This window comes from Streptomyces sp. QH1-20 (genome assembly GCF_041283565.1).
Taxonomy (GTDB): Bacteria; Actinomycetota; Actinomycetes; order Streptomycetales; family Streptomycetaceae; genus Streptomyces; species Streptomyces syringius.
Genome location: NZ_CP166299.1, coordinates 945,205 through 960,840, shown reverse-complemented (window position 1 = coordinate 960,840; position 15,636 = coordinate 945,205). Strand labels below are relative to the sequence as shown.

At 69.4% G+C, this 15,636-nt stretch carries 15 protein-coding genes; 11 read left to right on the top strand and 4 right to left on the bottom strand.

Annotated elements, in window-relative coordinates:
• The first annotated feature begins 42 nt into the window (after nt 1-42).
• From AB8O64_RS04385 to AB8O64_RS04355, 7 genes are all read left to right on the top strand, one after another.
• A complete protein-coding gene (locus AB8O64_RS04385; protein WP_370417951.1) occupies nt 43-1,218 on the top strand; it encodes an FAD-dependent oxidoreductase in 1,176 nt (391 codons plus the stop codon).
• Between the two features lie 121 nt (nt 1,219-1,339).
• Nucleotides 1,340-2,284, top strand: a complete 945-nt coding sequence (locus tag AB8O64_RS04380; protein WP_370417950.1) for a VOC family protein — start codon at nt 1,340-1,342, stop codon at nt 2,282-2,284.
• 347 nt (nt 2,285-2,631) lie between these two features.
• A complete protein-coding gene (locus AB8O64_RS04375; RefSeq protein ID WP_370417949.1) occupies nt 2,632-3,876 on the top strand; it encodes a globin domain-containing protein in 1,245 nt (414 codons plus the stop codon).
• Between the two features lie 39 nt (nt 3,877-3,915).
• Entirely contained in the window at nt 3,916-4,533 is a 618-nt protein-coding gene (locus AB8O64_RS04370; RefSeq protein ID WP_370417948.1) for a pyridoxamine 5'-phosphate oxidase family protein, read from the top strand.
• A gap of 124 nt (nt 4,534-4,657) precedes the next feature.
• On the top strand, nt 4,658-5,410 hold the full coding sequence (locus AB8O64_RS04365) for an alpha/beta fold hydrolase (protein WP_370417947.1): 753 nt from the start codon (nt 4,658-4,660) through the stop codon (nt 5,408-5,410).
• A gap of 89 nt (nt 5,411-5,499) precedes the next feature.
• Nucleotides 5,500-6,180, top strand: a complete 681-nt coding sequence (locus tag AB8O64_RS04360) for a restriction endonuclease (RefSeq protein WP_370417946.1) — start codon at nt 5,500-5,502, stop codon at nt 6,178-6,180.
• Between the two features lie 164 nt (nt 6,181-6,344).
• On the top strand, nt 6,345-6,968 hold the full coding sequence (locus tag AB8O64_RS04355) for a dihydrofolate reductase family protein (RefSeq protein ID WP_370417945.1): 624 nt from the start codon (nt 6,345-6,347) through the stop codon (nt 6,966-6,968).
• Here the strand turns inward: AB8O64_RS04355 and AB8O64_RS04350 are convergent.
• The gene (locus AB8O64_RS04350; RefSeq protein ID WP_370417944.1) at nt 6,965-7,495 is read right to left on the bottom strand and encodes an ArsR/SmtB family transcription factor; all 531 of its coding nucleotides are present in this window, start codon (nt 7,493-7,495) and stop codon (nt 6,965-6,967) included. The two genes, AB8O64_RS04355 and AB8O64_RS04350, sit on opposite strands and share 4 nt — an antisense overlap.
• A gap of 57 nt (nt 7,496-7,552) precedes the next feature.
• Between AB8O64_RS04350 and AB8O64_RS04345 the strand changes: the two genes are divergently transcribed.
• Nucleotides 7,553-8,458 carry a S41 family peptidase gene (locus tag AB8O64_RS04345; RefSeq protein ID WP_370417943.1) on the top strand — a complete coding sequence of 302 codons (906 nt, stop codon included), beginning with the start codon at nt 7,553-7,555 and terminating at the stop codon, nt 8,456-8,458.
• A gap of 27 nt (nt 8,459-8,485) precedes the next feature.
• Here AB8O64_RS04345 and AB8O64_RS04340 read toward each other — a convergent pair whose 3' ends face one another.
• Nucleotides 8,486-9,457, bottom strand: coding sequence for a LuxR C-terminal-related transcriptional regulator (locus AB8O64_RS04340; protein WP_370417942.1), 972 nt, complete (start codon nt 9,455-9,457; stop codon nt 8,486-8,488).
• Nucleotides 9,458-9,652: 195 nt separating this feature from the next.
• Between AB8O64_RS04340 and AB8O64_RS04335 the strand changes: the two genes are divergently transcribed.
• The 3 genes from AB8O64_RS04335 to AB8O64_RS04325 all read left to right on the top strand — a co-directional run bounded on the left by AB8O64_RS04335 (nt 9,653) and on the right by AB8O64_RS04325 (nt 12,833).
• Entirely contained in the window at nt 9,653-10,744 is a 1,092-nt protein-coding gene (locus tag AB8O64_RS04335; protein WP_370417941.1) for an alpha/beta hydrolase, read from the top strand.
• A gap of 32 nt (nt 10,745-10,776) precedes the next feature.
• Nucleotides 10,777-11,622: a hypothetical protein gene (locus AB8O64_RS04330; RefSeq protein ID WP_370417940.1), complete on the top strand. Its 846-nt coding sequence runs from the start codon at nt 10,777-10,779 to the stop codon at nt 11,620-11,622.
• Nucleotides 11,623-11,684: 62 nt separating this feature from the next.
• Nucleotides 11,685-12,833 carry a serine protease gene (locus tag AB8O64_RS04325; RefSeq protein WP_370417939.1) on the top strand — a complete coding sequence of 383 codons (1,149 nt, stop codon included), beginning with the start codon at nt 11,685-11,687 and terminating at the stop codon, nt 12,831-12,833.
• Between the two features lie 68 nt (nt 12,834-12,901).
• Here AB8O64_RS04325 and AB8O64_RS04320 read toward each other — a convergent pair whose 3' ends face one another.
• Nucleotides 12,902-13,996 carry a PP2C family protein-serine/threonine phosphatase gene (locus AB8O64_RS04320; RefSeq protein WP_370417938.1) on the bottom strand — a complete coding sequence of 365 codons (1,095 nt, stop codon included), beginning with the start codon at nt 13,994-13,996 and terminating at the stop codon, nt 12,902-12,904.
• A gap of 125 nt (nt 13,997-14,121) precedes the next feature.
• Nucleotides 14,122-15,528: a DUF2252 domain-containing protein gene (locus AB8O64_RS04315; RefSeq protein ID WP_370417937.1), complete on the bottom strand. Its 1,407-nt coding sequence runs from the start codon at nt 15,526-15,528 to the stop codon at nt 14,122-14,124.
• Nucleotides 15,529-15,636 lie beyond the last annotated feature (108 nt).

The following is a 15,636-nucleotide window of genomic DNA, read 5'->3' as shown; positions in this document are numbered from 1 at the left end:
GCGGCCGGGGCAGAGTAAGACCAATCCGTAGGAGGCAGCCCCGTGGCAGCAACAGCCCCGCAGTCGTCCGTAGTTCACCTGACACACCCGCATACGCCCACGCGCACTGTTCTCGTGATCGGTGGTGGCACGGCCGGCAGCACACTCGCCGTCCTGCTGCGCACAGCGGGCTTCGGCGTCGACCTCGTCGAGGCCAAGGCCGACGGGAACGTCCACGGTTCCGGTCTCGCCCTTCAGGGCAACGCCCTGCGGGTGCTGCGTGAGGTCGGCATCCTGGAGCGGGCGTGCGAGCTGGGTTACAGCAGCGACGGCGTCACCCTCCTCACGCCCGACGGAACGGAGATACTCACCGAGCAGGACGTACGAACCGGCGGTGAGGACCTGCCGGCCACCCTGGGAATGCGGCGCCCCGTACTGCAGAGGATCCTCATGGCAGCGGTCCGGGAATCGGGCACGCGGGTCCGGCTCGGCTGCACCGTGAACCGGCTGGCGCAGGATGCCACCGGTGTCGACGTGTCCTTCACCGACGGCACGAGCGGCCGCTACGACCTCGTGGCCGCCGCCGACGGCCTGAACTCCACCACCCGCGGGCTCATCGGCATCACCGACAGGCCCGCTCCGACGGGCATGGCGATCTGGCGCACCCCCGCGCCGCGCCCGGCAGGTGTCACCCGCACGCACCTGGTGTACGGCGGCCGTGCCTACATCGCCGGATTCTGCCCCACCAGCGACACCATGATGTACGCCTTCCTCGTCGAAGCCGCCCGTGACCGGGCGTCGATCGACCCGGCGTCGTACGCCGACGAGATGCGCCGTCTCGCCGAGGGGTACGGCGGCCACTGGCCCGGGATCCGTGCGTCGATCAGCGACCCCGCGCAGGTCAACTACACCTGGTTCACCCGGCATCTGGTCGAAGGCCCCTGGCACCGCGGCCGCGTCGTCCTCGTCGGTGACGCCGCCCACGCGTGCCCGCCCACCCTCGCCCAGGGGGCCGCCATGTCCCTGGAGGACGCCTCGGTCCTCGCCGAGCTGCTCAGTGCCCACGCCGTCTGGGACGACGCCCTGCTCACCGCCTACCGTGACCGCCGGATGCCGCGCGTACGGACGGTCGTCGACACCTCGGTCCGGATCGGCCAGTGGCAGCTGGACGGCGTACGGGACGCCGACGTCCCGGGTCTGCTGGGCCGCACCTCGGACGTACTGAAGGAACTTCCGTAAACGCTCACTCAGGTCCGCCGGAGCCGGGTGGCTGCTGCTCGGCTCCGACTCGCCCCGCCGGTACGGGCACCGACGACTCCCCGGCCGCCCTGCCGCACCCCGACTGAGGAGAACCACAGCCATGACAGCGAACGGACGTCTGCTCACCCACCTGCGCCACGTCGACCTCGCCGTACCCGACTACGACAAGCAGCTCGACTTCTACGCCGGCGTCTGGGGCCTGACCAAGGTCACCGAGGACTCCGGCATCTCCTTCCTCGCCGCCGAAGGCTCCCCCGAGCAGTACGTCGTGCGACTGCGCGAGGCCGAGGAGAAGCGCCTCGACCTCGTCTCCTACGGCGCCGCGAACCGGGCCGACGTCGACACCCTCGCCGAACGGCTCCTCGCCGCAGGAGTGCGGCTGATCTCCCGGCCGGGAAGGATCGACACCCCCGGCGGCGGCTACGGCTTCCGCTTCTTCGACGTCGACGGCCGCACCATCGAGGTCTCCGCCGACGTCGAGGCCCGCCGGCACCGCAGGATCGAGGAGAAGGAAGCGATCCCGGTCCGCCTCTCCCACGTCGTGCTCAACGCCCCGGATCCGGCCAGGACGAAGGCGTGGTACGAGCAGCACCTCGGCTTCGCGCTGAGTGACACCCTCAGCTCCCCGCACGCCGGCGACCTCATTCACTTCCTGCGGATCAGCTCCCGGCACCACTCCATGGCGCTCGCCAAGGGCCCGCACACCTCGCTGCACCACATCTCCTTCGAGATGCGCGGCCTGGACGAGTACCTGCGTGGCTCCGGCCGCGTGCAGCGGGCCGGCTTCCGCAAGATCTGGGGCCCCGGCCGGCACCTGGCGGGCGACAACGCCTTCACCTACTTCCTCGACCCGCACGGCAACACCGTCGAATACACCACGGAGCTGGAGGAACTCGACGAGGACACCTGGCACCCGCACGTCTACGACTTCTCGCAGCCCGAGGTCACCGACCAGTGGGGCACGGCCGGTCCCATGAACGAGCTGCTCGCCCGGGAGTCCTTCAACGACGTCGACCGTGGCTGCTTCGTCGCCCCGCCCGTCTGAGCGGCCCGGGTCGATATATACCTCAAGTCAGCACTCCGGCCGGGATCGGTCGGGGCAAGGCAACAAGAACTCGGCCCGAGTTCTAGTGGGTGCGGCCCTTCCTCACTTCGTACTCCTCATTCAGGATCAGGTGGCATCCGGAAGCACCCCGTCCGCTTCGTCGCCTTCGCACTCCAATGAGGACTTATGTTGGCCCCATGCGACTCCCATGCCGCTCCCTCCCGACGGGGATCCGGCGAAGGTCCCGCCGCCTGTGCGCCCCGGTGGCGAGGCGCACAGGGCGATGACACCTCGCGGTCTGCCCGGCGGAAGTCACGTCGGACAGCGGATGGGGGAGCGCTGGCCCCTTGAGATTCCGGATCGGTCGTTCAAGCAGCAACCCCGCACGCCCGGCCCCGCAGGACCGGGTACCTGCCCAGGCCGTACGCACCGGACAGCCACCGGCCGCCGAGCCGCCCTTGTCGGATCACGAGATAGGACTCATCAGGACGTCGCTGGCGGTGGTCGAGCCCCTCGCAGGGGAGATAACGGTCTACTTCTACGCGATTCTCTTCGCTCGCTACCCCGAAGTCCGACCGATGTTCCCGCAGGGGATGGATGCCCAGCGCGATCGCCTCCTGCGCGCGCTGCTGCGCATCGTGGACCTGGTCGACGACCCCGAGAACCTCGTCCGCTTCTGCGGGCACCTCGGTCGCGACCACCGCAAGTTCGGCACCCTCGCCGCGCACTTCCCGGCCGTGGGCGAGTGCCTCCTCGCCACTCTGGCCAGGTTCGCCGGGTCGGCGTGGACCCCGGACATCGCCGCCGCCTGGACGAAGGCATACGGCACGGTCGCCCAGGTCATGATCAGTGCGGCCGAACAGGACGAGGCGGTACGGCCCGCCGTGTGGCCCGCCACGGTGGTGCACCGCATCTCGCGCGGCCACGGCATCGCCGAAATCACGGTCCGTCCCCACATGGCCTACCCGTACGCGGCGGGCCAGTACGTGAGTGTCGAGACCCCTTGGTGGCCGAAGCGATGGCGCTACTACTCCGTCGCCAACGCGCCTCGTGAGGACGGCACACTCACCTTTCACGTACGCGCGGTGCCCGGCGGCTCGGTCAGCGGCGCGCTGGTGAACCGGGCCGTGGTGGGCGACGCCCTCCAGCTGGGGCCACCGATGGGCGACATGGTCCTCGACGCGGCGGCCCAGCACAGCGAACTGCTCCTCGTGGCCGGCGGCACCGGTCTCGCCCCGATCCGCGCGCTCGTCGAAGAGGTCGCCCGCAGAGGCGGACGCCGACAGGTGCATCTGTTCCTCGGCGCCCGGACCGGGGCCGAGCTGTACGGGGTCGACGACATGCTCCGGATGGCCCAACGGCACCACTGGCTGACCATCAGGGGCGCGGTCTCCCATGAATACACCCCCGGATTCCGTGGCTCCCTGCCGGAAGTACTGGCCGAGTACGGGCCGTGGTACCAGCACGACGTCTTCCTCAGCGGCCCGGCCCAGATGGTCGTCTCCGCCAGGGAGACGCTCACCCTCAGCGGCACCCGGCCCGATCGCATCCATTACGACCCGTTCGAGACTCCCGTCCTGTCCACTCCCTGAGCCGCACCCTCTCATCCGCCCCTGCCAGGAGAACCCCTCGTGACCTTGCCACCGCCGACTTTCGGATCAGCGGGTGAACACCACTTGCAGCAGCAGCTGGGCACCGCCGACCGTGCAGCCCGGTTCTACGATCAGCAGGTGCGCCCCCATCTCACGGCCGAGATGCGGGACTTCGTCGGCCGCCAGGCAATGGTCTTCCTCGCCACCGCCGACTCCCACGGCGAGTGCGATGCGAGCTTCCGGGCCGGACCGCCGGGGTTCGTCCACGTGCTCGACGCCCATACGCTCGCCTACCCGGAATTCCGGGGGAACGGTGTGATGGCCAGCGCCGGCAACATGATCGAGAACCCTCACCTCGGCATGCTGTTCGTGGACTTCACCCACCATCACGTGGGGCTGCACGTCAACGGCGTGGCCCACCTCTACCACGACAGCGACCTACGCCTCATCCATCCCGGTCTGCCCACGGATGTCGCGCCCGGGCGCGATCCGGAGATGTGGGTCCATCTCACCGTCGAGGAGGCCTACATCCACTGCTCCAAGTACATACCCCACCTGGAACCGGCCCCCCGCCCCGCCGGCCGCGACGCGGCCCGCCCCAAGGACGCGGACTACTTCACCCAGCCCCATGCGGCACATTGGCCGAACCTTCCGTAGGTAGCCCCCGCTCCGCGGATCGTCGAGGAGCGTCGAACAAATTTCTCGCGTCACGTTCGGGGTGGGCGTAGCGTCCCCACAGCAGACCGCTGTTGACGTGATCGTTTGCTGAGAAGGGGAAGTCATGACCGTTGTCTTCGTCCATGGAGTGCCCGAGACCGATGAGGTATGGGACGGGCTCCGGGCCCGTCTGCGCGGGGACTCGGTGGCACTGCGGCTCCCGGGTTTCGGCTCTCCCCGCCCCGAGGGTTTCACCTCGACCAAGGACGAGTACGTGTCGTGGCTCGAGGGGGAACTGCGGCAGTTCGACGGCCCGGTCGACCTGGTCGGGCACGACTGGGGCGCCCTGCTGGTCGCGCGTGTCGCCTCCCGAGGCGTTGTCGGCCTGCGGAGCTGGGCCGTGGATGTCGCCTCGGTCCTCCACCGCGATTACATATGGCATGACGCCGCCCGGCTGTGGCAGACAACGGGAGCCGGGGAGACGTGGGCGACGGAGTCGCTGGAGGTGTCCGACCCCGGCAGCCCTCTGGGCGTCGCCGGACAGCTCAGGGCGGCGGGCGTCGCCGATGAGCACGCGCGGGTCATGGGCAAGAGCTTCGACGAGACGATGGCGTCGTCCATCCTTGCTCTGTACCGCTCCGCGACCCCCAACCCGTTCGCGCACTGGGGCGCGGACCTGACGTCGGTGACATCGGCTCCGGGCCTGGTGTTGCACCCGACGCACGACCCGTACGACGGCGGCCCCGCGTCCGAGGCCGCCGCCGCGCTCGGGGCGCGCTTCCGTCCCCTGGAGGGGCTCGGTCACTGGTGGATGCTCCAGGACCCCGGTGCCGGGGCCGCCGCGCTGGAGGAGTTCTGGGCGAATCCCGAGCGATGACCGCCGGGTGAGGGCGCGGTGTAGGGGCGGCACACCGGGGCAGACGTATCGACGATCTTGAAGTCGAGACGTGAGGGGGATCGGCGGCCATGACCATTCCCGGCGCCGGGGAGCGACCCGGCCGGCAGTCCCCTTTCAGCCTGCGACACCTCGCGCTGTGTTTCGGGCTGATCGCTGCCGTCGTCTGCGGGGCGGGCCTGACGGTGCGCGCCCTGGCCGCGGAGGCCGCGGACCATCCCGTCAGCGCCCTGTTCACGGGGGCGGCGCTGTTCGTGACCGCAGCTGCTGTGCTGCGCCGGCGCCATCGTCTGATGCGGGCTGTGGCGGCCTCGGCGCCGGCCGCCGCAGCGCCCTGCCCGATGCCTGTATACGACCCGATACCTGCTTACGAGTCGATGAGCCCCGATGAGTTCGAGGAGGCGGTGGCGGAGCTGTGCAGGCGTGACGGATGCTCGGATGTGGGGGTCACCGGTGGTGCCGGGGATCTGGGCGCCGATGTCGTGGCCACCGCGCCCGACGGGAGGCGTGTCGTGATTCAGTGCAAGAGGTATTCCCCGGACCACAAGGTGGGATCACAGGACCTCCAACGCTTCGGCGGCACGTGCTTCGCGGTACACGGTGCCCACACGGCGACCGTGGTCACCACGAGCGACTTCACCCAGCCGGGTGCCGAATACGCAGCTCAGTGCGGGATCGGCTGTTTCGGTGCCGAGGAGCTGGCCGCGTGGGCCGCCGGAACCGGACCGAGCCCGTGGGACGCGCAGCGGTAGACCGGCCGTACGGGTGCCCAGCCGCTCGGCGGCGTCACCGGTGCCGTAGTCGTACGGCTCCGCGTATCCCGCGTGTCGCGTGAGCGCTGGGATTCGCTTCCGCTGGAGTCTGAGGGTGTGCAGGAGCATGCGCAGGACTCAGGAGCACGCGAGGAGCTCACGTCATGGCCAAGGTTTCACTGACGGAATTTCTGTCTCTCGACGGGGTCGTGCAGGCGCCCGGCGGCCCCGACGAGGACACCAGCGCCGGGTTCGACTGCGGCGGCTGGGTGGTGCCGTATGTCGACGAGGACATGATGCGGATCGTGGGGGAGCGGTTCAGGGCGGCGGAGGGATTTCTGCTGGGGCGGAAGACGTATGAGATCTTCGCCGCCCACTGGCCGCGGGTGACCGACCCGGACGACCCGGTCGCGTCGCGGCTCAACAATCTGCCCAAGTACGTCGCGTCGACCACTCTGGACAGGGTGGAATGGCACAACTCCACGCTGATTGCCGGGGATGTCGCCGAGGCGGTCGCGGAGCTCAAGAGGCGTGGTGAGGGGGAGCTGCAGATCCACGGGAGCGGGACGTTCGCGCAGTATCTGATGGCGCACGACCTCATCGACGAGTTCCGGCTGTGGGTCTACCCGGTGGTGCTCGGCAAGGGGAAGCGGCTGTTCGCGAACGGGGCCGTGCCCACCGCACTGCGGCTGACCGACTCCCGGACCACCGGCTCCGGGGTCGCCGTCCAGACCTACGAGCTGGCCGGGCGGCCCACCTTCGGGAGCTTCGAGCTGGGGGCGGACTAGGGGTTGACCGGCGGAGCCTGCTGATAGAGCGCCACCAACACACCGTGCACGGGCTGGTCCTCTGCGTTTTCCTCGGCGTCGTCGACCAGCTTGGCGAGGGTCTCGCCGAGTTCTCTTGCCTTCGCGGGGCTGAGACGCAGGTGGCGGAGTGTCAGGTGGGTCTCGGCGGGTGAGAGGTCGAGCTCCTGCGCGAACGCGGCGAGCATCGCGGCGGTGCCTGCCGCTCGCGGTTCGGCGACGACCATGCGGCGTGCCGTGCGCTGGTAGTGCTGCTCGGTGCCGCCGCGGACCTGGCGGGTCTCGGCCACGTGGACCAGCCCGGCTTCGCGGAGCACTTTGAGGTGGTGGGCCACGTTGCCCTTCTTCGCATCGAGCTGCGCCGCGAGCCGGCTGATGGTGGCGGGCCGGTGGCCCAGGGCGAAGAGCAACCGCTGGCGCAACGGGTGGGAGAGCGCCGCGAACTGCTCAGGCGCACCGATCTCCAGGACGTCCTCGGGAGGCGGCAGGTAGGAAGGCTGATCGCGCATACCGAAAGTGTCTAAATTCTTTGACGCTTTCGCAAGGGCAGTGCTCTACTCCCTGCCATGACGACTCCGACGAAACTTCGGCCGGCCCCTGTCATCGACGAGACGGCCCGGCTGCTGACCGAGCACTACGTCTTCCCCGAGACAGCCGAGCAGTTGGCCGGCCTGCTGCGACGACGCCTCACAGAGGGCGCCTACGACGTCGACGACGCCGAGGGGCTCGCCCGTCTGGTCACCGCGGACCTGCAGTCCGTCAACGGTGACCGACACCTGAGACTGAAGCACCACGCCGACCCGGTGACCCCGAAACAGGGGGCAGCCACCCAGGCATCCATGCGCCGGGAATTCGACACCTCGCTGGGCGGTGTGCCCCGGGTGGAGTTGCTCGGCGGAGGGGTCGCCGTGGTGGAGCTGGGACCGATGCTGTTTCCGCTGGAATGGGCCGCCGAACCGCTGAGTGCCGCGCTCACCCTGGCCTCCCGCGCCCGGGCGCTGATCGTGGACCTTCGAGCCAACCGGGGCGGCGACCCGGACACGGTCGCCTTCGTCTGCGGCTACCTGCTGGACGAGCGCACCCACCTCAACACCATGTACTGGCGCGGCGGCGAGCGCGGGGAACAGTCCTGGAGCCTGCCGCACGTTCCCGGCGCGTGTTTCGGTGGCAGCAAGCCGTTGTATGTGCTGTCCAGCAACGGCACCTTCTCTGCCGCTGAGGAGCTGGCGTACGACCTGCAGCAGCTCGGCCGCGCCGTTGTCGTCGGCGAGCGCACCCGCGGTGGCGCACATCCGTGCGACGGCTGGACGGTGCACCCACACCTGGAAGTCACCGTCCCCGTGGGCCGCGCCGTCAACCCCGTCTCCGGCACGAACTGGGAGGGCACCGGTGTGCAGCCGGACATCCCTTGCGCCGCTGCTGACTCCCTCGACCACGCGCACACGCTGGCCCTCGCCCGTCTGGCAGGCTGATCCACCGCGGCCCTGCCCCAGACGTCCTCAGAGCCAGCCGCGCCGAGCCGCCTGGACCCCCGCCTGAAAGCGGGTGGTGGCGCCAAGCCTGGCCAGGAGGGCGGAGACGCGGCGCACGACCGTGCGCCGGCCCACGCCCAGGTGCCGGGCGATCGCGTCGTCGGTGGCTCCGCTGGCCATGAGCGTGAGGATCCGGCGGTCCCGGGCGTCGATCTGCGTGCCGGTACCCGCCGCCGATATCGGAACGGCAAGTCTCCACAGGGACTCGAACACATTGGACAGCGCCTGGAACAGGCCCGACGGACGGATCAGGAGGGAGACGACACCGGGGTGGTCGTCGGCGGCGAGGGTGACCACCGCCAGGTCGTCGTCGCCGATGGCGAGCTTCATGGGCGGATCGTCCAGTGTCCGTGCCTGTTCCCCGGCCTCGATCATGCGCGCCATGTTGGGCCACGCGACGGGGTCGTCGAAGGCGGAGCCGTGATAGATGCTGCGGTAGACGACTCCGGCGGCCATGCGCTCGCGCTGCAGCACCTCCTGAGCGAGGTAGAAGTCGGACGTCCCGGAGTACGGAGGCACGTCGATGACCCGGATCTGGTGGCGCGCCGACTGCTGAATCTGTCGGCTCACCGCCAGGACGCGCGCGGGGTCCTCGACGACTTCCAGCGCGCCGTAGTGACCGGCGTCCCGCCTGGCGAAACGGTAGAGCCGTTCCAGCTCCGTCCCGGCCTGACGCAGCGATGTCCGCACGGCGGCATCGCGCTGCAGCAGCGCCTCGACGACCTCCGTGGGCGGTAACGCTTCCCAGAAGGGCTCCCCGGCCCCGGAATCCGTCGTCACGACGATGTCCTCGGCGGCGAGTTCCTTCAGCACCGCTCGGACGACGTCCTCGCCCAGCCCGGCCCGGGCCGCCAACTGGTCCAGGGACACCCGCGGATGACCGACCAGGCACCGATAGACCCGCCCACGGTCGGAGTCCGGGTCCAACACGTCGTGCACGACATCTCCTTCGCCGTACGGGAGCCGGCCCGACCGGCCCCCGGAGCCTGCGGCGCCGGTGGCGCACCTGGGCCGTTGGCGCAGGTGCGCCACCCGCAGAGTATGGCGTTACCCAGAGTGCTGCGATGAGATTTCCGGTGTCCGGCTGAACACCAGTCCATGGCACCCAGCCCCCGCCCAGTCCGAGGACAACTGATGAGATCAGTCCTGCCCACCCGGCTCCTGCGCGTGAAGGCAGTAGTCGCCACCCTGGCCGCCGCCCTCCTTCTGCTGGGGGCGCCTTCCGTGCGTGCCGAGGCCGCGTCGGGTCCGCCGAAGATGTCCGACGGTTTCGGTCTGACGCAGGCCGGCGGTGCCACCGGTACGGCCACCAACTTCGTGGTCACGGTCAACACGCTTCAGGTCGCCGGAGCGCACCGGATCCGGATCCTGCTGCCTCGTGACTACGCGGCCAACCCGGACAAGCGGTATCCGGTGCTGTACTTCCTGCACGGCGCGTCCGACGACCCGGGCAACCCGAACCTGGCCTACCCCGCCCTGGCCGCGGCCCAGTCGATGATCACGGTCATCCCGGACGGGGGCCTGCGGGGCTGGTACAGCAACTGGCTGGACCAGGGCACCGCCGCCGGTGCGCAGAACTGGGAGAACTTCCACATCAACCAGGTGATCCCGTTCATCGACGCGAATCTGCGGACCATCGCGACGAAGAAGGGGCGGGCTGTCGCCGGCCTGTCGATGGGCGGTTTCGGGGCCCTGCACTACGCCCAGCGCCACCCCGGCCTCTTCAGCCAGGTCGCCACGCTCTCCGGCGCCAATGAGTTCTCGCGCAACCACGCCGTCATGCGGGCCGCCGTCGTCGCCACGCTGACCAATATCGGCGCCCCGCTCTGCGGCACCTCCAGTCCTACCTGCTCGCTCAATTTCGGTCCCACGGTCTCCAGCGACGCGGTCTTCGGCACGCCGTATCCGGTGTTCAACGCCGACTGGCGGTGGAACGAGGCGGACCCGGTCGCGCACATGGACGTCCTGGCCCGGGCCGGTACGGGCGTCACGATCTACACCGGCAACGGCGGCGGCAACCCCGCCGAGCCCGAGTTCTGGGTCCAGTCCGCCTCCCAGCACGCCAAGGAACGCCTGGACGCCCTCAACCACCCCGTGCACTACGTGGACTACGGCAACGGCTCCGGCTGGGGCGAGAACTGCAACGGCGGCCACAACTACGGCTGCTGGGCACAGGATCTCGTGGACTTCGTTCCGCGGCTCGAAGCGGCATTCGCGTCCGCCTGACCTCCCGTTTCCCGACAGACAGGGTTCCACGCATGATCAAGAGACTGTGCACTTTCTTACTGAGCCTGACGGTCGTCTGGACCATGGGGGTCGGTGCCGCCCAGGCCGCCCAGGGCGAGGAGGGCAAGCGCGTACACAACGCGATGCAGATCATCTTCAGTCCGTCGATGCCCGATGCCTTCTGCACGATCGGCGCGGTGGGCACGGACAAATACGGGCACAAGATAGCCATTTCGGCCGGCCATTGCCTTCGTGATGCCAGGTACGCGGACCGCGAGATCCCCGACAACATCGCCCCCGTCTACGACCGGGCGGACGCCGGGTTCGGCCCGATCGGGCACGTGCGCTACTTCAAGGACCCCGAGGGTTCACAGACGGGTCATGTGACCAAGGACTACATGATCATCGAGCTGGTCCCGCAGGTGACGCTCTCCTCGCAGGGGCCGTACCTGAAGCAGACGGGCATGGTGAAGGTCCCCGGTGGTCCCGTCAGCCCGAACGCCCTGAACCCCGCACTCGACAACGAGCGACTGCTCGCTGCCGGCAGCAACGAGCTCATCACCTCGGGTCAGACGGGCGCGTGGTACGGGACCATCATGGAGAACTCTCTCGGCGTCTACCGATCGGCGGCCGTGAACATGAAGGGCGACTCGGGCGGGCCGGCCATCTGGCGCGTGCCCGGGAGTGAACTTCCCTCCCAGGCCAATGGCTTCAAGGCATCGGGCCCCTGGGCGGGCATCACCAAGGGGATCACCCTGGCCCTGCCGCCCTTCCTGTACACCAGCTCGGCGAACATCCTCGCCGACCTGCGGGCCCGGGACGCCGCCGCCCCCGCCGGCGTCTTCGGCGCCGGCTTCACGGTGACCGCCAACCCGTAACAAGGGCGGGTGGAGAGTTCCGCCAGCCTTCGTGACCGTAGTCGGACCTCCCATCCGGCTCCATGAACATCCTCGAGGAGGAGAAAGCCTTGCCCATCGGAAAGCTGGCGAGACGCACGAGAACCACCGTGCTCGGTGTGATCGGACTGGTGGCCGCTCTGCTCACCGCCGCGCCCCCGGCACGAGCCGATGTCCCCGCGTTCGAGCTGATCCCGATGGTCCCGGCCGGTGCCGACTATCAGCAGAAGCTCCGGTCCGAGGTGGAGTTCTGGACCCTGGAGAAGATGGCCGCCACCGGCCTCAACCACGAGGACCAGGACGCGACCCCGCCCCCCGGGGGCTGGGACGACCTCAGCAAGCCGTGGCCGCGGAAGGCCGGGCTGGTCTCGCGTACCGCGGGCAAGTTCTTCATCCAGAACAAGGATGTGGTCACCGGCGCCGTGTCGACGACCTCGTGCTCCGGCGACGTGGTGAACAGCGCCAATCAGAGCGTTGTCGTCACCGCCGCCCACTGTCTGCGCATCCACACCCCGATCAACGTGGGCTTCGGGAACACCATGATCACCAACATGGTGTTCGTACCGGGCTTCAACGGCGCGAACCTGGAGCGCCGTACCTCCAGCACGGCACTTCCCGGCAAGGACATCGCCCCGTACGGGGTCTGGGGCGTGACCCGCGAGTGGATCACCAAGACCTGGAGCCAGAGCGCGGACTGGCTGCTGGGTCACGACATGGCCGCGGTCCTGGTGGACAACCCCGATGACCCGCGGCCGATCGGCCAGGTCACCGGTGGCCAGCAGATCGGCTTCAACCAGCCGCAGAACCAGAACAACCACGTCTTCGGCTACCCGACCATCAACGAACGCAACTACTACCGCCCCGGCAATGTGTCCCGGCAGCTCCAGCGGACCTTCGACGGCCGGAGCCTCATGACCGCCCAGGGCACCACCCGCAACGACCCGGTCTACTACAGCGACGTGATGCGCGGCGCGCTGTCGCCGGGAACCAGCGGCGGGCCCCTGTTGCAGAACTTCGACCCGACCACCGGTGAGGGCGTCCAGGTGGGGGTCTTCTCCCGCTACGACGACCCCGGCCAGATCATCGGCCTCTTCGGCTGGGTGCAGGGTCCCAACCTGAGCTCCACCCACCTCGGTGACGAGGAGAAGGCCGTCTACGACGCCGCCCAGTCGGCGAGCCCGGCGGACAGCTGACCGTCGACGGGCACGTGAACGACCACCGGGCGTCGGCTTCGCCTGTGCCGACGCCCGGTGGTTTCGGCCTACGCACCCTGGTGCCGGTGCACGGCGAGAGCGGCGATGTCGTCGTCAAGGCCTCTGCTGCTGTAGTGCAGGAGGTCACGGTGGAGCCCGTCGAGCAGTTCGCGGGGCCGCGCCGGGGTCTGCCGGCTCATCCAGTCCGTCAGGGGGAAGAACTCGCCGTTGCGGGCGCGGGCCTCGGTGACGCCGTCGGTGTAGAGGAGCAGCTGGTCGTCGCGAGCGAAGGGGAAGGTGTCGATGCTGTAGTGATCGCCGATCAGGTCCGCGAGGTTGAGCAGCGGTGAGGGTGAGGTGGGATTCAGGACGCGGAGCCCCTCCCGGTTCAGGACCAGCGGCGGCGGATGCCCGCAGTTGAGAATCCTGATGAGGTCCCCCTCGTGCGGGATCTCGACGAGAACGGCGGTGGTGAACCGCTCCATCAGATCCTCAGGGGGAAACGCGGTGCTGTAACGGCTGCTGCTGGCCTCCAGCCGGCGTGCGATGCCGCCCAGGTCGGGCTCGTCGTAGGCCGACTCCCGGAAGGAGTTGACCACCGCCGCGGCCGCGCCCACCGCCGGCAGCCCCTTGCCCCGTACATCGCCGATGAGCAACCGGACCCCGTACTGCGTGTCGGCCACCTCGTAGAAATCGCCCCCGATGCGGGCCTCCGCGGCTGCCGCGAGATACAGCGACTCGATCTCGATGTCCCCGAAGCGGCGCGGCATCGGGCTCAGGACGACCTGTTGCGCCGCGTCGGCGACGAGCCGGACCTGGAAGAGGGACTGCTCCCGCTGGAGCCGTACATGGCTTCCGTACGCGGCCGCCACGGTGACCGCGACGATGCCCGCCACCGTGTACCACGCACCCAGGCCGGGGAACACGAGGCTGAGGCCGATCATGAGCAGGAAGCAGACCGTCCCCAGCAGCACGGTGGGCAGCACGGGCCACATGGCGGCCGCCAGAGCGGGGGCCGCGGGCAGGATGCGGCTGAAGGCCATGTCCGGGGGCGTGGAGTACGCGAGCCCGGCGATGACCACGGTCAGGAGCACCGGGGACAGCTGGACGAAGGACCACCGGCCGTTGGAACGGCGGAGTCGCGACTGTCCAGGCTTGACCATGATACATAGCTTATCCGCATAAAGTGGACATTTCGCATGTTCGGCCTGGCCGTGCCCGTCCGGGGGCGTGGCACCCGATACGACCAAGGCCCGAGCCCGGTCGGTCGCGGCCTTCGTCCGACGGCTCAGCCGGTCTCGGCTGTGATCCGACCGGTGCGAACGGCGTCGGTGAGGGCCTGGAAGTCGCGCTCGTTCTGGTCGGCGTAGGCCTCGGCGAATTCGGCCAGCGCCCGGTCGAAGATGTCACCGCCGCCCAGATAGGCGGCGATCGCGATCCGGTCCCCGGAGCGGGCATGGGCGCGTGCCAGCGTGGCGCCGCACAGGCCCGCGAAGAACCTCAGCTCGCTGGGCTTCATCGTCTCGGGCCGCGCGATGCCCTTCCAGTCGCGCAACTGGCGGATGTAGAAGTCACGCTGCTTTCCGTCGACACCCGTGACCCGGTCCCAGCCGAGGAAGATATCGCTCGCGGCCTGCATCAATCGCTGCCCGGCGACGACCCGCCGACCCTGGTTGTCGTACTCGCTCCGCCCGGCGTGCGGGGCGAGGACCGAGGCGCCGGCCTCCTTCGCCTGCAGGAGCAGCGGGTCCTCATCGTCCCTGCCGAGCATGAGCACGACCCAGCAGCGGGTGCCGACACTGCCGACCCCGACCACCTTCCGGGCGATGTCGACCATCCGGAACTGCCGGAGGAGATGTCGGCGGTCGGAGGTGAGACTGGTGCCGTACCGCTCGATGGCCTCACGGAGGTCCCGTTCGAACCCCGCACGCTCGGCTTCGGAGAGCAGGTCTCTCAGCGGTACGAGGAGCGGTGGATCGGAGGCGATCCGCCGACTGCCGCCCGCGACCGTGGTGAGCTTCTCGAAGGCCTGCAGATTGTCCCTGGTCCGAGCCGTGTCCAACGCGTGGGAGAGGCGTCGGCGGGAGCTCTTGGCCAACCGGTCACCGAGGAGGGCGCTGAGTTTCTCCGTGTCCGCCTGCGCGTACCAGACGTCGAGATTGCGCATCCCGGCGAAAGCCCGCATCGATTCCCGGTACGCCCGGACGGCTTCGCGGACGACGCCGGCGCGCTGTCCGGCCGAGAAGCCGTTGGCCCGGGCGGCGATCACGAGGCTGGCCGCGAGCCGTTTGACGTCCCATTCCCACGGTCCGGGCAGTGTCTCGTCGAAGTCGTTGATATCGAAGACCAGGCGCCGTTCGGGGGAGGCGAGCAGGCGGAAGTTCAGCAGGTGCGCGTCCCCGCACAACTGCGTCGTGATGCCGGTGTGGCTCAGCGCCCCCAGGTCCAGAGCCATGATCGCGGCCGCGCCGCGGTAGACGCGGAACGGTGATTCGAGCATTCTTCCGTAGCGGATCGGTACGAGTCCCGGGACCCGCTCCGCGGACTGCCGCTCGATGACCTCGACGGGATCCGGCCGGTCCTGCCGAGGCGCGAACGCGGCGTGGCCGGACCGCGGCACCAGGCCGCGGGCCGCTCTGCCACGCGCCGCCCTCTCCTCCGGGGGCGGGTGGCGATGCGGGGTCGTCGCGGTCATCACCAAGTCTCCTCGCTCGAGGTTCCTTCCCGCATGTTCCGGGTGGGACGACGGCATCGCATCACCCGGAGCGGGTGAGCCGCCGCTCGCACAGCCCGCACCGGGCAC